The sequence below is a fragment of the Gluconobacter frateurii genome (genome assembly GCF_002723955.1).
GTDB classification, from domain to species: Bacteria; Pseudomonadota; Alphaproteobacteria; order Acetobacterales; family Acetobacteraceae; genus Gluconobacter; species Gluconobacter frateurii.
The window spans coordinates 488721-503295 of the sequence record NZ_BEWN01000003.1 but is presented as its reverse complement, the minus strand read 5'-3'; the positions used below and the strand labels follow the sequence as shown (position 1 = coordinate 503295).

At 52.2% G+C, this 14575-nt stretch carries 10 protein-coding genes; all 10 read right to left on the bottom strand.

Annotation, left to right across the window (positions count from 1 at the left end; all coding sequences use genetic code 11):
• Window positions 1-1326 (bottom strand): recombinase family protein (locus tag GFR01_RS10815; protein WP_408870384.1); only part of this gene is annotated, 1326 nt, incomplete at its 3' end.
• A complete protein-coding gene (locus tag GFR01_RS16235) occupies window positions 1323-1520 on the bottom strand; it encodes a hypothetical protein (protein WP_373317625.1) in 198 nt (65 codons plus the stop codon). The genes GFR01_RS16235 and GFR01_RS10815, both read right to left, overlap by 4 nt.
• A gap of 1099 nt (window positions 1521-2619) precedes the next feature.
• Window positions 2620-2892 (bottom strand): twin-arginine translocase TatA/TatE family subunit, encoded by a 273-nt coding sequence (gene tatA, locus GFR01_RS10800; RefSeq protein WP_099182460.1) that lies wholly within the window; start codon window positions 2890-2892, stop codon window positions 2620-2622.
• Between the two features lie 65 nt (window positions 2893-2957).
• Window positions 2958-4196 carry a cupin domain-containing protein gene (locus tag GFR01_RS10795; RefSeq protein ID WP_167384242.1) on the bottom strand — a complete coding sequence of 413 codons (1239 nt, stop codon included), beginning with the start codon at window positions 4194-4196 and terminating at the stop codon, window positions 2958-2960.
• A gap of 440 nt (window positions 4197-4636) precedes the next feature.
• Window positions 4637-5293: a response regulator transcription factor gene (locus tag GFR01_RS10790; protein WP_244902264.1), complete on the bottom strand. Its 657-nt coding sequence runs from the start codon at window positions 5291-5293 to the stop codon at window positions 4637-4639.
• Window positions 5277-7094, bottom strand: a complete 1818-nt coding sequence (locus tag GFR01_RS10785; protein ID WP_099182506.1) for a PAS domain-containing sensor histidine kinase — start codon at window positions 7092-7094, stop codon at window positions 5277-5279. Before GFR01_RS10785 ends, GFR01_RS10790 begins: the two co-directional genes overlap by 17 nt.
• A gap of 243 nt (window positions 7095-7337) precedes the next feature.
• On the bottom strand, window positions 7338-8513 hold the full coding sequence (locus GFR01_RS10780) for an oxalate decarboxylase family bicupin (protein ID WP_099182458.1): 1176 nt from the start codon (window positions 8511-8513) through the stop codon (window positions 7338-7340).
• A 298-nt stretch (window positions 8514-8811) separates the two neighbouring features.
• Window positions 8812-9429: a DUF1275 family protein gene (locus GFR01_RS10775; RefSeq protein WP_244902263.1), complete on the bottom strand. Its 618-nt coding sequence runs from the start codon at window positions 9427-9429 to the stop codon at window positions 8812-8814.
• Between the two features lie 373 nt (window positions 9430-9802).
• The gene (locus GFR01_RS10770; RefSeq protein ID WP_244902258.1) at window positions 9803-12223 is read right to left on the bottom strand and encodes a TonB-dependent receptor; all 2421 of its coding nucleotides are present in this window, start codon (window positions 12221-12223) and stop codon (window positions 9803-9805) included.
• A gap of 1399 nt (window positions 12224-13622) precedes the next feature.
• Window positions 13623-14525, bottom strand: coding sequence for a LysR family transcriptional regulator (locus GFR01_RS10760; RefSeq protein WP_099182457.1), 903 nt, complete (start codon window positions 14523-14525; stop codon window positions 13623-13625).
• Window positions 14526-14575: the final 50 nt, after the last annotated feature.

Here is a 14575-nt window from a genome sequence, read left to right as displayed (position 1 = left end):
AATGACCATTCGCCACATTTCGCCGGGATCGTAGTGTGCGGTTCCCCGCAACCAACGATACTTGCGATACGAACGCATCAAGAACGCCACTGTCCGGATGGACCGTGGCGTTTTTCTTGTGCGCCGCGAACTGCAGGATCGCCGCCAGGTCGCCGCGAAGGATGATCGCCAGTTCGCCGTCGGCCCCGGCTGCAGCGTGATCTGCGAGACGAGTGTGCGCAGGCGCTCGGCTGCCTCGGTCTTCGTCTCGTCGGCCTGAAGGCTCTCATAGAGAGATGCGATCCGCTGCTGGTAGATATCCGCCATGTTCGGATGCAGCAGGGGAGGCGGTTCCTCCGTGTTGGCAACCTTCTGCTCCAACTCCTCTTTGCGGGCTTCCAGTGCCGTCATTTTCTTCATGACCCGCTTGGAGGCCTCAATGTCATCTGAGGCAAGGATAAGATTCAGCAGTTTATCCAAATCCCTGTCTATGCGAGGAATTTCATTCCGCATCGCTGCAAGGTCGGCACCCAGTTCCATGCGCATGCGGTTCACCTCGCGGGTGAACTCATTGCAGAATTCCTTGAACAGGTCAGGTTCCATCAGGTGCGTCCGCAGGCCGCTCAGCACCGAGGCCTCCAGTGCGTCGCGACGGATGTTGAGGCGGTTGTCGCAGGTGCCCTTGTTACGCGCCATCGAGCAACCGAGCAGATCCTTCGAGATCATGCTATAACCACCGCCACAGCAGCCGCAGCGGATCAGCCCGGCAAAAAGATGGCGCGGACGCCGCCGCTCACTGAGGGCCTCATTTCCCCGTTCCGGCCGGCTGAAGGTTGTCTCGGCCTGGCGCGCCTTCACGGCATCCCACAGATCCTGCTCGACGATCCGCAGTTCCGGCACGTCCTGAAACACCCATTCGGATTCAGGATTGAGGCGTGAAACGCGCTTGCCGGTATCCGGATCCTTCAGATAGCGCAGCCCGTTCCAGACCAGGCGCCCGACATACATCTCGTTGTTGAGGATACCGGTGCCGCGTTCCCGATTGCCGTGAATGGTGGATGGCCCCCATTCGCGTCCCTGTGGCCCCGGAACGCCGTCACGGTTCAACTCCATGGCGATCGTGCGCGACGACTTGCCCCGCGTGTAATCGGTGAAGATCCGCCAGACTGTGCGGGCCTCGTCCTCGTTGATGGTCCGGTCGCCGCGAATGCGCTTACCCCTGACGTCAAACTGGCGCACGACATCATAGCCATAGGAATTGCCACCGCCGGACTTGCCGTCCTCGACGCGTCCGCGTAGCCCTCGCCGGACCTTCTCGGCCTGATCCTTGAGGAACAGGGCGTTCATGGTGCCCTTGAGCCCGATATGCAGATGTGGGGCGTCTCCCTCGGAATCTGCGCGCCGGAGAAGGTCATCCGCTTGAACAGGCCCGTGATATCTTCCTGGTCGTGCGAAAACCGGTCCATGGCTTCGGCTAGTACGATCGTGAAGCGGCTGCGCGTGGCGTCCTGGATCAGTTCCTGAATGCCGGGGCAGAGCAGGGAGGCGCCGGAGATCGCCCGGTCAGTGTAGCTGTCGACTGCTTCTCTGCATGAAGCCGGTAGAGGCCGTCACTGATCCTCGATCGAGGCATCAGGCTGGTTTCGGGCGAATAGCGGGCATAAAGCACGGCCTTCATGATAGGGTATCCCTTACGGTCCAGGACGGCGGCGCTGCTCCTGTTGTTGCGACCGGAACCAATCCCGTGCCCCGCGGCGGCCCATGAAGTGGACGAATGCCACTAGGCGCGGGTCGGGGGTATTGGGTCCTATGACAAGCCGTAATTCGGACTCCGGCGGCCGATACGCCGGGGCAACGGACTGGCTGGGTCTGTCTGTCATCGTTGCTCTCTTCCGACCGCAAGGCAAGGAAAACAGACACACGATCCGGACAGATGACTGTTATTTTAAGGGAAATCTGCAATACGAGAGGGCGCATTCATGCGTGCCCAATCGTAATCATGGGTCGTCCCGGATATAGGCGCGTCTTACAAATACCTGCTCTCGGCGCAGTTATGAATGGGGAGGCCAACCATGAACGATGAGGAAGTATAGTACTTACAGTAATTCGGATAAGTGGACGCTCTTCCGTCTCTTGATACACTTAGATATTGACCGGTTTGGTCGAATGGCAGATATATTTACAATATAGGGAAGAGTTGTGCGTTGTGCATAAAAAGGGAGGCGGACTAGATGAAACCTTCATAAATTTGTATTTTCGGGGGTGATGTTCATTTCTTCTTCTTTATTCCCTAAATTCTGAAGCTATTCGGCCATTTTTTTTCGAGATTTTCTTTTAGTGATTTGCACGTTTCAGATTCGTCGCTAAGTATCCATTGTGGCCCACGGATATGTGCACCGACATATTCTCCTCCATAGAACAGTTCTGCTGCGAACTCGGCGAGGGTCTATCTAGCCCTCCTGCGATTGTAGGAAGGCATGTGTGATCTGCTGTCCTTGTGCATGAAGGACTTACTGCGAAAACTAGTGATAATCTCTGCTTTGGAGTGAGAAACCTCAAGACTGGATAGGCAGCAGATAAAAAACCTCGCCTCAATATGGGGCAAAAGGAAACCATTCGATACACAATCATGAAGCCTTATTATATCTCGACCACAACTTCATGGTGAGGCACAGATTCGGGTTCCCGTAACGGATTAGAAACGGTTTCTACGGAATGTATTGCAACGGGCACGCGCTTGTCTTCAATAGTGGGCGGCGCGTCTTCGGAGCCGAAATCACTGATTTCCTTCCGGAATGTTTTCAAACCTCTTCCGAGATCTCCCATGGTGGAGGAAAGACGTTTTCCTCCGCCAAAAAGAACGAGCATGACCCCGAGAACGATTGCCCAGTGCCAGACACTTAAAGAGCCCATAATTTTCCTCAACTACGTTTCTTGATAGTGCCCCTTCGACGGAATCATCGAAGGGGTCCAAACAGTCAGATGGGGGTAAAATCCGGTCGGCTGACCGGGAACTTGGCAAGTGTTTCTGCAGAAATATTTAAGGTCTGACGCACCATTTCCGGCGGGACATGGGTGAGCCAGTCAGACAGTGAAACCTCAGCAAAACGGTCTGACTTGAAGACCGAAATCACCTGGGCTTCTTCATCCCCGACATTTTCAACGTAGTGCCCAAGACTTTTTTTGATATACCAGACGTCACCAGGGTTGAAATCAGTCGTCTGTGCCTTGGGCCCTGTGTTGAAGACGGTCACCCGCACTTTGCCTTTGATCACGAAGGCCCATTCGTCAGCGTTTGGGTGCCAATGCATCTCACGCATTCCCCCCGCTTCAATCGTTTCCAGTGCCGCCGCAACAGTTTTTGAAATCGGGAAATTCCGGCTGTCGGCAATTTGAGCCTGCCCACCACGAGTACGTGAAATTGGCTTGGATTTGGCCAGACGATAGATGACCTTTTCGGTGCCAGGTCCCACCCGGGAACTTTTCTGGTCCATAGAGAGGTCAGGGGGGGTATCGCCTTGGAAAATCCAGAGATTGTCGAGCGGGATACCCTTGAACGCTTCCGCCGGCACGCCGAAATTCTTCGCAAGGACTTCAGGTGGGGTGTGGGCGATCCAGTCGGTTACGAGAAGCGTATTGAATTCCGACGATTTTCCGTTGTCGAAGGCAAGCACGAATTCGGCGCCGTCAGGACCTAGCCCTTGAAGGGAATGTGGAAGACCGGGAGGGAAATACCAGAGATCGCCTGCCTCAACGTCCTCTACACTGGGGCGGCCCTGTTCATCGAGCGTTGTAATCCGGCATTTTCCATAGAGCATGATCGCCCATTCGGCCTGTTGATGCCAGTGCATCTCCCGGATTCCACCAGCACTGAGGCGCATGTTAACGCCGGAAATATCTTCCGAGATTGCGAAGTCATCCTGCGTGACTTCCCGGGCCCAGCCACCATTCTGGATACGTCGATGTGCATTGTTGAATGAAGCCCAGAACAGGGGCATTCCGTCCACATCCGTAGCGGGGGGAGACTGAAAGTTCGGGAACTGAGACGCGAGGGCAGGATTTTTAGGGCCTGGGTCAGACGTACTGGAGGGCGAGCGAGCGTTTTGTGCCCCTTGGGCTGGACGATCCGGGTTTCCAAACGTTGCGGCGTGGGCTGCTCCCGCAAATCCGAGAGCACCTGCGGCAGAAAGAAAACCTCGACGTTGCATTGAACTCATTGTCATTTCCTTTATTGCACCCCCTGACAATGAGTGTTTCCTAAAAGAAGGACTATTGTACTTTGGTTTAATGCGCCAGGCGGACATTCGTTTAGGTTTCGGCCTTAGGGCCCGAAACACGGCTGTAGGGCGGGAGGAGCGGTAGAAAAGACGCCAAGCGAGTACGTGTCATATTAGCGTGCCGCGCCTATCGAAAAACTCTAAATCCAACGAACAGTATTGGTGCAGAGTTACTTACGGCTCACATGTCTCTGGCGTCTTCCGCTCAACACAGGATTATTATCTAATCAGGACTCGTTATTGTTTCTCACAAAAAGAATCCCCCAAGAACATTTTCTAGTCCGTCAGTTAATATAGGTCGTTTAGGTTCTATCTGCCACAATCCGCAGTCAGGTTTTCGTCCCTGATTTATCAGGGGAAGCCACTACATGGCGGCCTATTCATCCATTCTTATGGTAGCGCGTAATGGATTCATCCCTGATGCCGAGAAATTCGGCAATTCTTACGAATTCGGCCAGGGACTCAGCCTCCATCTTTTTCATGGCGCTTGCCCGATGGATTTTGACGGTAATCAGGCTAAGCTCAAGTCGCCCCGCGATTTGTTTGTTCATCAGGCCGCTCGCAACCAGCGCCATGACCTCTCGTTCGCGTGCTGAAAGCCGTTCGTACCGTTGTTCGATTTCAGTGCGTTCCTGAGCAATCTGGCGCATGCGACGCGATGCTTTGAGAGCATTGCCCATAGCGTGGAGAATGGCTTCATCTGTGAACGGTTTGGCCAGAAAGTCGACTGCGCCTGCCTTCATTCCTTTGACAGTCATCGGTATATCCCCGTGGCCCGTAATAATAATAATCGGGATATTTATCCCGGACTGTCCAAGTGATGCCTGGAATTCAAGGCCGTCGCTAGCCTTGAGACGTACGTCGAGTATAAGGCAGCAGTCACCAGATGGTAAGTCCGAAGCCAGAAATTCGGATGGGTCCGAATAAGTCTTCACACGTAGATCCAGAGACCGAAAAAGACTGTCCAATGAGGCCCGTATGCCTGGATCATCGTCGACAACAATTATAGTCGCATCTCTTTCAGGAGCGAATTGCATCATTTGGCCTGTCATTGGATGTCGCGGGGAGGGGGAGAGTAACCGTTACTACAGCTCCGTACGGAAGGTGGTTTGCCGCCTCGATGGCTCCGCCGTGCATACAGGCTATCTCACGGCAGATCGAAAGTCCCATGCCCATCCCTTGTGCCTTTGTCGTTACAAAAGGTTCGAAAAGATCCGCTTCGGTGGAACTGTTGAATCCTGGCCCTGTGTCTTGGAAACTCATCAGCGCACCAGTCTTGGGAAAAAGGGCTGGCTTGATGTGGATTTCAAGAATCCGTGCCCGATCCGTGATAGCACTCATTGCCTGGATGGCGTTCATCATGACGTTCATGATAATCTGCTGGAGTTGTATCCGATCTCCCGAAACCAGAGAGGTGGCCGGGTCATAATATGTTCTGATCTCAACCTGCTTTCCGGCACTTTCCTGGCGAAGAAGAAGCGTCACTTCTTTTGCCAAGTCTCCGAGATCCAACTCCGTGTGAAAGCTTGTTTCCTTTGTGGTCAGGGCACGTACGCGTGTAATGACTTCTGCCGCCCGGCTGCTGTTAGCTGCGATCTGATCGAAGCAGGCGAGAGCTTCGCTGATATTTGGCGGGGTTCGAGACAGCCAGCGTTGCCCTGAATTTGCGAAGGTTGTAATGGCGGATAAGGGCTGGTTCACCTCATGTGCAATCGAGACAGCCAGTTGTCCAAGCGTTGTAATTCGGTCGGCATGTGCCAGTTCAGCGTGGGCAGCCCGTAGTTTCATCTGCACATCGTTACGCTCCGTTACGTCGAGTGCCATGACGAGGATCCTGCGAAACCCAATGTCGGCCGTTGGACGTGTGACACGCAGGACCACATCAACCTGACGCCCTTCAGGACCGGTAAATGTTGTTTCAACTGTGTAATCGATCTTCCCCCTTACGATGCTGCATAGAATGTCGATCCAGACTTTCTGATCGATGAACAGTGCGGATATCGATTTTCCTGCCATATCGCGCGGGGTGGGCTGACCTGCCAGTTCTGCCCCCGCATGGTTTGCATCGCGGATATAAGGCTTGTCGGAAAGCTGTTCGAGACGTTTCTGAAGGGTATCTACGGACAATCCGGTTGCATCATGTGCCAGAATATTGATGATCGAGCAGTCAACTTCATAAATAGCAAACCCGACAGCCTGAAAAATTGCGCTATATTGCTGCTCAGAACGCTCCCGCTCGGCAGTTGCCTGCTTCTGTTCTGTTAAGTCCGCGCCGAATTCTATGACACCGCAGGCCCTGCCGCTGCTATCGAGCCGCGCAATCCAGCGGGCATCGAGGACGATCCACTGTCCGTCGCGGCGTTTTCTTGTAATTTCGCCACTCCACTGGCCGGTAGCCTGGAGTTCTTCTGTCGCACGCGAGGAAATATTCCTGCCATGAAGAAGAACTGCACCTTTGCTTCCGATTGCTTCGTCAGAGCGCCAGCCATACAGTTTGGTAGCACCATCATTCCAGCCGATAATAGTATCTTCAGCATCACGCACGATAACTGTATCATGGGTAAACGCCAACATACGAACCTGTTCGGACAACGCGTCGCGTGTCCGTCGATCTCGCACGGAGAGCATCGTTGCCACCCCGATCGCAGTGATACTGACCGCGAGCCGTAGATAGGCGCCATTAAACGGCTCGCCAAAATGTTTGATCAAAAAGGAAACGAAGGTCAGGACAATGCAGGCACACCCAGTAATGATTATGGTGCGTAAACCACAGGTATTGGCGATCAGGAGAACGACTAGTACATAGAGCACGGCGAACGCATCGCGTAGCGGTGTCATCGTGTTTATCAAAAAAATGAATAACGCGATGCCCCCGGCTGCCAGTCGAAGCCAGTACATTTGAAACTGTCCCGGCTCGTTGCCACGTATCAATACAGGCACGGTCGTTCCTTTCAGTTCGCCTTTTCCCTTTTTATCGACCTGCGCGGATGCAGAGGAGGGACTGCCGACGAATGGGACGTCATTATGCTATCATGCAGGACGCTTTGTAGCAGCCATTTCCCCTGAGATCTTTAGCTGGCATCAAACGATCAGAGGCTTCGCCTTTGAAAGTGCTTCCACCGTTTCATCATCAACATTGAGATGCGCCTTCACCATCTCGGGAGGAGAGAGAGCAAGCCACTGGTTGGCAGAAAAGTCCGTGAAAACAGAACTTTTAAAGGCTTCCAGAAAGACAAGAGGCTCGTTCCCAATATTTTCAAGATAATGGCCCATGCCAAAAGGCACATAGCCAACATCTCCGGCGCTATAATCGAAGGTCCTCGCCTTTCCCCCGGAAGCGAAGACGGTCATCCTGGCTTTTCCGCGGATAAAATATTGCCACTCATCGTTGCTGCTATGCCAGTGAAGCTCGCGAAGTTTGCCCGGTTCAACAACAACAAGCGCCGCAGCAATCGTGCTTGCTGCCGGGAAATTTCTGGAGTCAACGATTCTGACCTTTCCGCCTGCTGTGCGGATGGGTATCTGTTGCATGAATTTGTGGGTATACCTGACTGGCGTTTCCCCTTGCGGCGCATGCACTTTATCCTGCTCGATAGGACCGGGAACTTTTCCAGAAAAAATCCAGCGCGTATGTTCTACGTCGCGAGGCAAATCTTTGAATTTGCTCTCCGGTACTCCGAAATTCTTGGCCAGAATGTGAGGCGGCGTATGAACGAGCCAGTCGCTTATGAGAAAAGTCTCGTTCTCGGAAAAACTTCCGTCATCGAAGACCAGAAGGAATTCACAGCCATCATCATCCAGCCCCTGGATGGAATGGGGAATTCCAGCGGGAAAATTCCAGATATCACCCGCTTCGACGTCATCCATGAAGTTACGCCCTTGGGGGTCAATCGCCGTAACGCGCGCTCGCCCCGAAAGCATCAGCCCCCATTCGGCTTCTTTGTGATAATGAAGCTCGCGGTATCCGCCCCGATTAAGACGCATATTTACTGCCGCCAACGTCGTGGCTATTGGAAGTTCACGAACCGTGATTTCCCGTGCCCATCCCCCTGTTCCGAGGCGATTTCGTGCCATCGCATAGGAAAATTTCAAATTCGGGATAGTTCCGGCATCTGTGTCGGGAGAGGCTAGGAGGTCAGGATTTTCGCGCTCCAGGGATAGATTGCGTGGCCCCTGTATCGTGCCACCACGGTTGTCACGGCGTGGCTGCGGATTTTCGTCGGCTGAAGAGACACCCCATGGTAGGTCATCAGTCATTATATGCCCTCCTTTTTCATAACCGCGATTGATACCGATACTCCGAAATTGGACGATCACGGTAGATTAACAACAATGAATAGAATAAATCATCGTTATCGGCGATCATACTTTGGTATGATCGCTTTAAATATCTTATATAATTACGATGGATATGTATTATAACTATGTATATATAATAAAAATGATTCATATATAGTTTATTATAAGATTATAATTAACTGATTAAGTGCAGATGCATTGTATTGACCATTGTGGGTATCAAAGTATTTGCGTCGGAATTCTCGTTTAATCGGGTTTAGCCCGGCCTCAGGGCAAGGAAGATTAAGAGGCCAAGCGGTACAATCAATGGATACGCAAGATGGACAATCAGTAAGCCTCCAAGGGCAGCACCAGCACAAAACGCAACCCAGCAAATTCCCGGAATAAGGACTTCTTCGCGCGACGGGATCCTGGAGATATCCTGTGATGGATTAATATATCGCGCTGTAAAGGTTTTCGCGAATTTCACGAGGTTGTTTGTAACGACAACTGTTTGCAGATTAACGTTGGCAAAATGCGAAATGCCCTCTGCCTGTAAGGCCAGGGCAAAGGCAAGCAGGGGAAGTTCGAGCGGAATGCGCAACGATGCGTTGGTGCGAGCCGCTATGGCCGCGGCAAGTAATAATACCATCAACCAATAAACACGCCTGACGGATTTTAACTGACTGCGAAAGATGCTGGCGATGATACACCCAACAAAGAAAGAGCTGAGTGCGATGGCAATGAGCAACACCCTACACAGGTTTCCTTCTGCCAGAGCCCAACCCAACTCAATGGTATTCCCGGTCATAATGGCAGCATAGACGTGCGAAGCATCATGATAGCAGACGACCTCCGTGATCGCGCACGCCAGAGTAATACAGACAAGGTGCACGAGCTCACGTACGAGAAAGGATAAATATGTGGTCCCGGCTTGTCTCACAGTGAACGCTCCCGGTGCAGTGATTTCTAATTTTAATTCAGATCGAGCGTGGTCAGTTCGACAGGATCAATCTGCTTGACCATATAGTCATCAGCGCTAGGAGCCCGACCGCCTCCCCGACGATCATGGCCGCAGCCAAGTCAGGAACCGTGCGTTGATACTGGTGGACCCAAGAGCAGTGCGCCGCTTTCTTCTGTTCGACCCATCCAGGGGGAAACATAGATTACCTATTACAAAGCGTTCGTCGTTTCCTAACCAGGAAGAGCATGGTTCTTTACAGTTAGAACCTCCATCAGTGTTATTGTTCGGCTCGAGGTGCTGGGTCTCAGAAACCTGCCTTCAGGGTCGCGATCACAGCAAGTCCCGGTGCTACCAAATAGTCTGGTGCAGTGCCCGTAACACCATGGGTCGTGGTGGCATTTGTTGTTACGGTCTGAATGCCAGAGAGGTAATGATTGTTGGTCAGATTAATGAAATTCACTTGGATTGTGGAGCTTTTCAAGGGACCGTAACTTGGAAGTCGTGCGCCGATAGCGGCATTCATATCATAATAAGCGGGCATATATTCGTCGTTTATCAGCGTCGAATATTGATGCGAGACATACCTGATATTGTAGTTCCAGAAGAACGTTCCGTTGTCCCAGTCGACACCGAGCGCCCCTGTCCAGCGCGGGGATCGTACTGCAGTCATCCCAGCCGTTGGCAAACCAGAAATATTATTGTCGATCGTGGCATGCAAATACTGACCAGACAGATAGGGTCGAAAGTGGTTAATTGGTCGGGTTCCTAGCTCGACTGACACCCCGTTGGAGTTCTGGCCACCAGCGTTAAGATCGACGGTAACGCCTCCATTCGTGCCGGTCACTGCACTTTGGATCTGCCTATTCGTGAAATTATAATGGAAGTAAGTCGCGCTGGCGACAAGAATTGGACCATTATAACGATATCCAATTTCTTCGGATATGGAATATTCGTCCTTGGGGTTTTTCACGCCTTGGTACGAGATACCCTGACCATAATATGCATCGTAAAGTGTAGGGGTTGAGGGGGAGCGAAAGCTGGTCGAAACGCTTGCAAATATCTGATGTCTCTTGTTGAATTGATAGCGCATCGAGAGGGCCGGAAGCGGTTGGAAATCGTTGAGAACCACCTTGTATTGCGGCCCGGGAAGCTCGTTGGTGCCGTTCCGGTTGATCATTGCAAGTTTGATCCCCGCATCCATCACCAGCTTTCCTTTGAGGAAAGTCGCATGGTCGCCAGCGAAAAGAGCATTGACTGTCGTAATGGTGGAAATGTTCTGATAAGCCAGAAGCTGGCCGTCAGAGAGCTTGATATTGTCTGTGGTCCCGAAAATATCCAGTGGCGTACCGTTATAGTTTACTGGCGAAAGAACTGCAGAGTCGTGGTCATTTGAATAATCAAACCACCATCCAAGATAGACATCATGATGATTGCCAATCCTGTAGTCTGTTTTGGCCGTGAAACCGCCTCGGTACTGTATGTTCCGGTAGGCCATAAGGGTCATGGCGTTTTCGGTCCCGTCGCTGGCTGGTTGCGCGTAAGGAAGGGTAAGGACCGGTGTGAGGGGTTCGTTTCCCAGGAAATTTCCGTTTGTATTATTTACGAAGGCACCGGTCGAATTGTTGCCTTCGCCGTGCCAGAAATAAGGAGTGAAATCAACGTGCCAGCGATCTGTCAGAGTAAAATGTGATGGCGCGCTTAGCAGCATGTTGTCATAGGGATTGCGGTTGAGACGCCAGTAATTCTCGCCTTCGGATCCGAAGGCGTATCGACGGTCCCACGTGAAGCTACGGCCATAGGTCTTCCAGTCAGTCATTGTCATAGAAGGCCATGTATTCTCGATAGAATGGCGGTACGCACCGACCAAGCTGATCCTGTTGTTGGCACCCCACTCCTTGATTGCCTTCCAGTCCAGATTCCAGATTGAGTCGTGCCCCGGGCCGCGCCACGCATTATCCCTTTGGTTGGCGTATGAAACGTAGGTTCGGATGCCGCTATGGCCGATCTCGCCTGTATCAAATCGTGCGAATTCGCGATGATAGTTGAACGAGCCATAGCCGAGTGCCACCAACCCACCCATTTTGCGCGATGGGTCGCGGTCACGAAACGATACCAATCCCCCAGACCCGTTGATCGTCGGTGTGTCTGAATTTGGTGATCCCTGTTGAACGCTCACATCCTCCAGATCTTCATTGCTCGCGAATTCAGATGTGTCGATCGTGTATATCCCGATATCAGTTGCCGGTGCGCCTTCCCAGGTCATGGCCATCTCGGATTGATCAAGCCCACGTATTGAGATTGTGCCTCCCGTTAGACCGAAGGGGTCGGCAGAGCCGACGACAACACCGGGGAGAAGTTCAACAAGTTGAAGTGGATTTTGAGCTGGTGACTGTTTCTGAATGAAGTCACGGCTCACTGTGCTGACAGATTTTGCTGCTGTTTCGGGTTTGATCAGTCCCCCTCCAGGCTGCAGGCCGGTGACGCCGTCAGCCGAACGCCGTCGGTGTATTTTAACAATAATATTTTCTGCAGGTGTTGGTGGAGGCGCCAAGTGTGTGTGCCGATTTCGCAGCATCGGATGTTTCAGCACCGGAACAATGGATGGTGCACCCGATGCCTTTCGTGTTTCCACTGTATGCGATGTGGCCTGCGCAATTGCTCGGGGCAGGCGGGCTATATCTATGATAAAAAAGGTCATCACGGTAGAAAGTATAAGACGCTTCATCGGGACAAGGGTTCTATTCAGGTTGAACGAGCTTTGTTTAATCGTGTCTGAAGCCGCCCCCAATCCGTCTGAAAAGGAGCCTGCAATAATCTAGCGGCCTGGCCTGATGCAAACCTGATGGCGTATGATCGGCCGAAGCAGATATCATCGTCTTCACAATACGCTTGGTTTACGCCGCCTACGATCGGTGTCGACGTGTAGAGACCGACGATGCATTATCCTGACAACCTAAAATAAGGCTATTATACCAAGGTATGTATTGATTAATATTTTAGAATATAAGAAAATAAAGGACCTACAAAGTAAGTAATATGGTAATTTCCTATTTTCCGAAAAGAATATAATAACTATCTTCTATGCCGAGTTGTCAAAAATACACTCGATCAGGAATAGGCAATCATTGGCCCGGTTCTTCCTTCTGAGCGCGGGCGTTGGGCCCGTCGGTCTGAAGACAATCTCCGATTCCGTAACGGCATGCTACATTTCCTCCGGACGGGTGGTTCCTGGCGGGGCATGCATTAGCGCTTCGTCAAATGAAACTCCGTCTATGTCCGGTTTCGCCGTTAGGTTGAACAAGGCGTGTGGGAGCCTTGCTGCAAAAGCATTCTGGATATGGGCCTGAGTGATGACAGGTCGTCTTTTTAAAGGCTAACCATAGCACGTTTTACTGTGACTTGAGGAATGTCGCGCTGCCAGTTCAGCTGGTTTCGAATTCTCGCGCTCTCATCCTGGCCAAGAGGTGTCATTCGGGCCCGCGGTGCTCCAAGAGCCTAATAGACCGCATGAGACGCACTATGTTTGTCTGCAAGGCTGCGAAACGGTGTTCTGGGGTACCGTGCTGATGATCGCGAGAACAATGGCGATGGAGCGACGGCTAAATATACAGGAACTCTTGCTAACGTGGAGGTTCGACAGCTCTCATTGAGGATTTTACCTTATATTTGTGAAAAGGTAACTCTTTGTCTTTTCCTAAAAATCGCACCCTATGCCCGTTAATTCTTATTATCGGACATAGGAGAGGGGTACAAAAAAGACCCGCAAAGGTCTTTTCGAGGCATGTACCGCAGGCACTCGTCCACGTATAAAGGCGCCTCCGGGAAAGACAGTCCGATCATCTCTGGCGCTCTCTGCGAGAGGCATTTCAACTCATGCAGGCTTGCAACCATTTCTGATGTCTAAGCTACGTCTTGATCTGTCGTTCGGCGCATGATGCAAAATTGCCTAAGTGAATAAGCTGCATGACATCTTCCAGCGACCCATACTGATAAACTATTTTCTTCACCTGATGTTATGTTGATCTGGATAGGAAAAAATTCCTATTTCCGAAAGAAGAAAAGGCGACGTGGACAAGTCGGCTTTTGGAGCCCAGAACAGCCGAAATTAAGTGAACCAACGTAGGTTAGGCACGCATATATGCCTGGAGGCGTGGGATGATGAAGTCAAGAAATACCTTCACGCGCTGGGGCGTTTGTTTGCTGCCCAGATAGAGCGCATGGATCTCTTCTTCGTCCTGCGCGTCCGTTTGAGCCAGAACCTCAACAAGGCGGCCGGCCTTGATGTCATTGCGCACATGGTAATCGCCAAGCCTCGCCAGTCCCGCACCCCGCAGCGTCAGGCGTCTTACTGTTTCGCCGTTATTGGCGAGCAGGGGGCCTCGGACGATACGATCGGCGATGCGGCCTTTCTCCTGTAGCGGCCAGACAGGGGCGGCACGCCGGAAATTGAAGCCGAGGCATTTGTGGCGGTCCAGATCATCAATGCTTTGCGGCGTGCCGAACCGGCTCAGGTAATCTGGCGATCCGACAATCTTACGTCGTGCCGTGCCGATATGCCGGGCTGTCAGATTCGAGTCTTGTAATGCTCCGACCCGAAAAGCGATATCCGTACGATCAAGGTAAAGATCCGTCAGTTCATCGGAGAGCGACAGATCAACGACGATATCCGGATAGGCATACCAGAATTCTGGAAGGAGAGGCTCGACCGCCAGCGCTCCAAAGGCCACCGAAGCGTTGATGCGAATAATGCCGCCTGGCCGAACCGATCCTGTCGTAAGCACATGCTCCATGTCGTCAAGATCGCCGATCAGTGCCTGAGCGCGTTCGTAGTAAAGCTGCCCTTCCGGCGTGACGGAAAGGCGGCGTGTCGAACGTTCGAGCAGGCGTACGCCAAGCCGTGTCTCAACGCGGGCGATCAGTTTGCTTATCGTTGAGGGCGTTGTCATCGACAGGCGAGCCGCTTCCGAAAAACTGCCGCTTTCCACGACACGCAGAAACATCTGCATTTCGCCAATCCGGTTATCCATCAGCGCCCCTTTAATGAAACAGGTTCACAAGTTCCATGGAGAAGCGACGG

Excerpts from the sequence above, each read along its gene's own strand:
- tatA (WP_099182460.1), bottom strand. The coding sequence starts at position 2,892 with ATGGGCTCTTTAAGTGTCTGGCACTGGGCAATCGTTCTCGGGGTCATG.
- GFR01_RS10790 (WP_244902264.1), bottom strand. The coding sequence starts at position 5,293 with ATGCAATTCGCTCCTGAAAGAGATGCGACTATAATTGTTGTCGACGAT.
- GFR01_RS10795 (WP_167384242.1), bottom strand. The coding sequence starts at position 4,196 with ATGAGTTCAATGCAACGTCGAGGTTTTCTTTCTGCCGCAGGTGCTCTC.
- GFR01_RS10780 (WP_099182458.1), bottom strand. The coding sequence starts at position 8,513 with ATGACTGATGACCTACCATGGGGTGTCTCTTCAGCCGACGAAAATCCG.
- GFR01_RS10760 (WP_099182457.1), bottom strand. The coding sequence starts at position 14,525 with ATGGATAACCGGATTGGCGAAATGCAGATGTTTCTGCGTGTCGTGGAA.
- GFR01_RS10770 (WP_244902258.1), bottom strand. The coding sequence starts at position 12,223 with ATGAAGCGTCTTATACTTTCTACCGTGATGACCTTTTTTATCATAGAT.
- GFR01_RS10785 (WP_099182506.1), bottom strand. The coding sequence starts at position 7,094 with ATGACACCGCTACGCGATGCGTTCGCCGTGCTCTATGTACTAGTCGTT.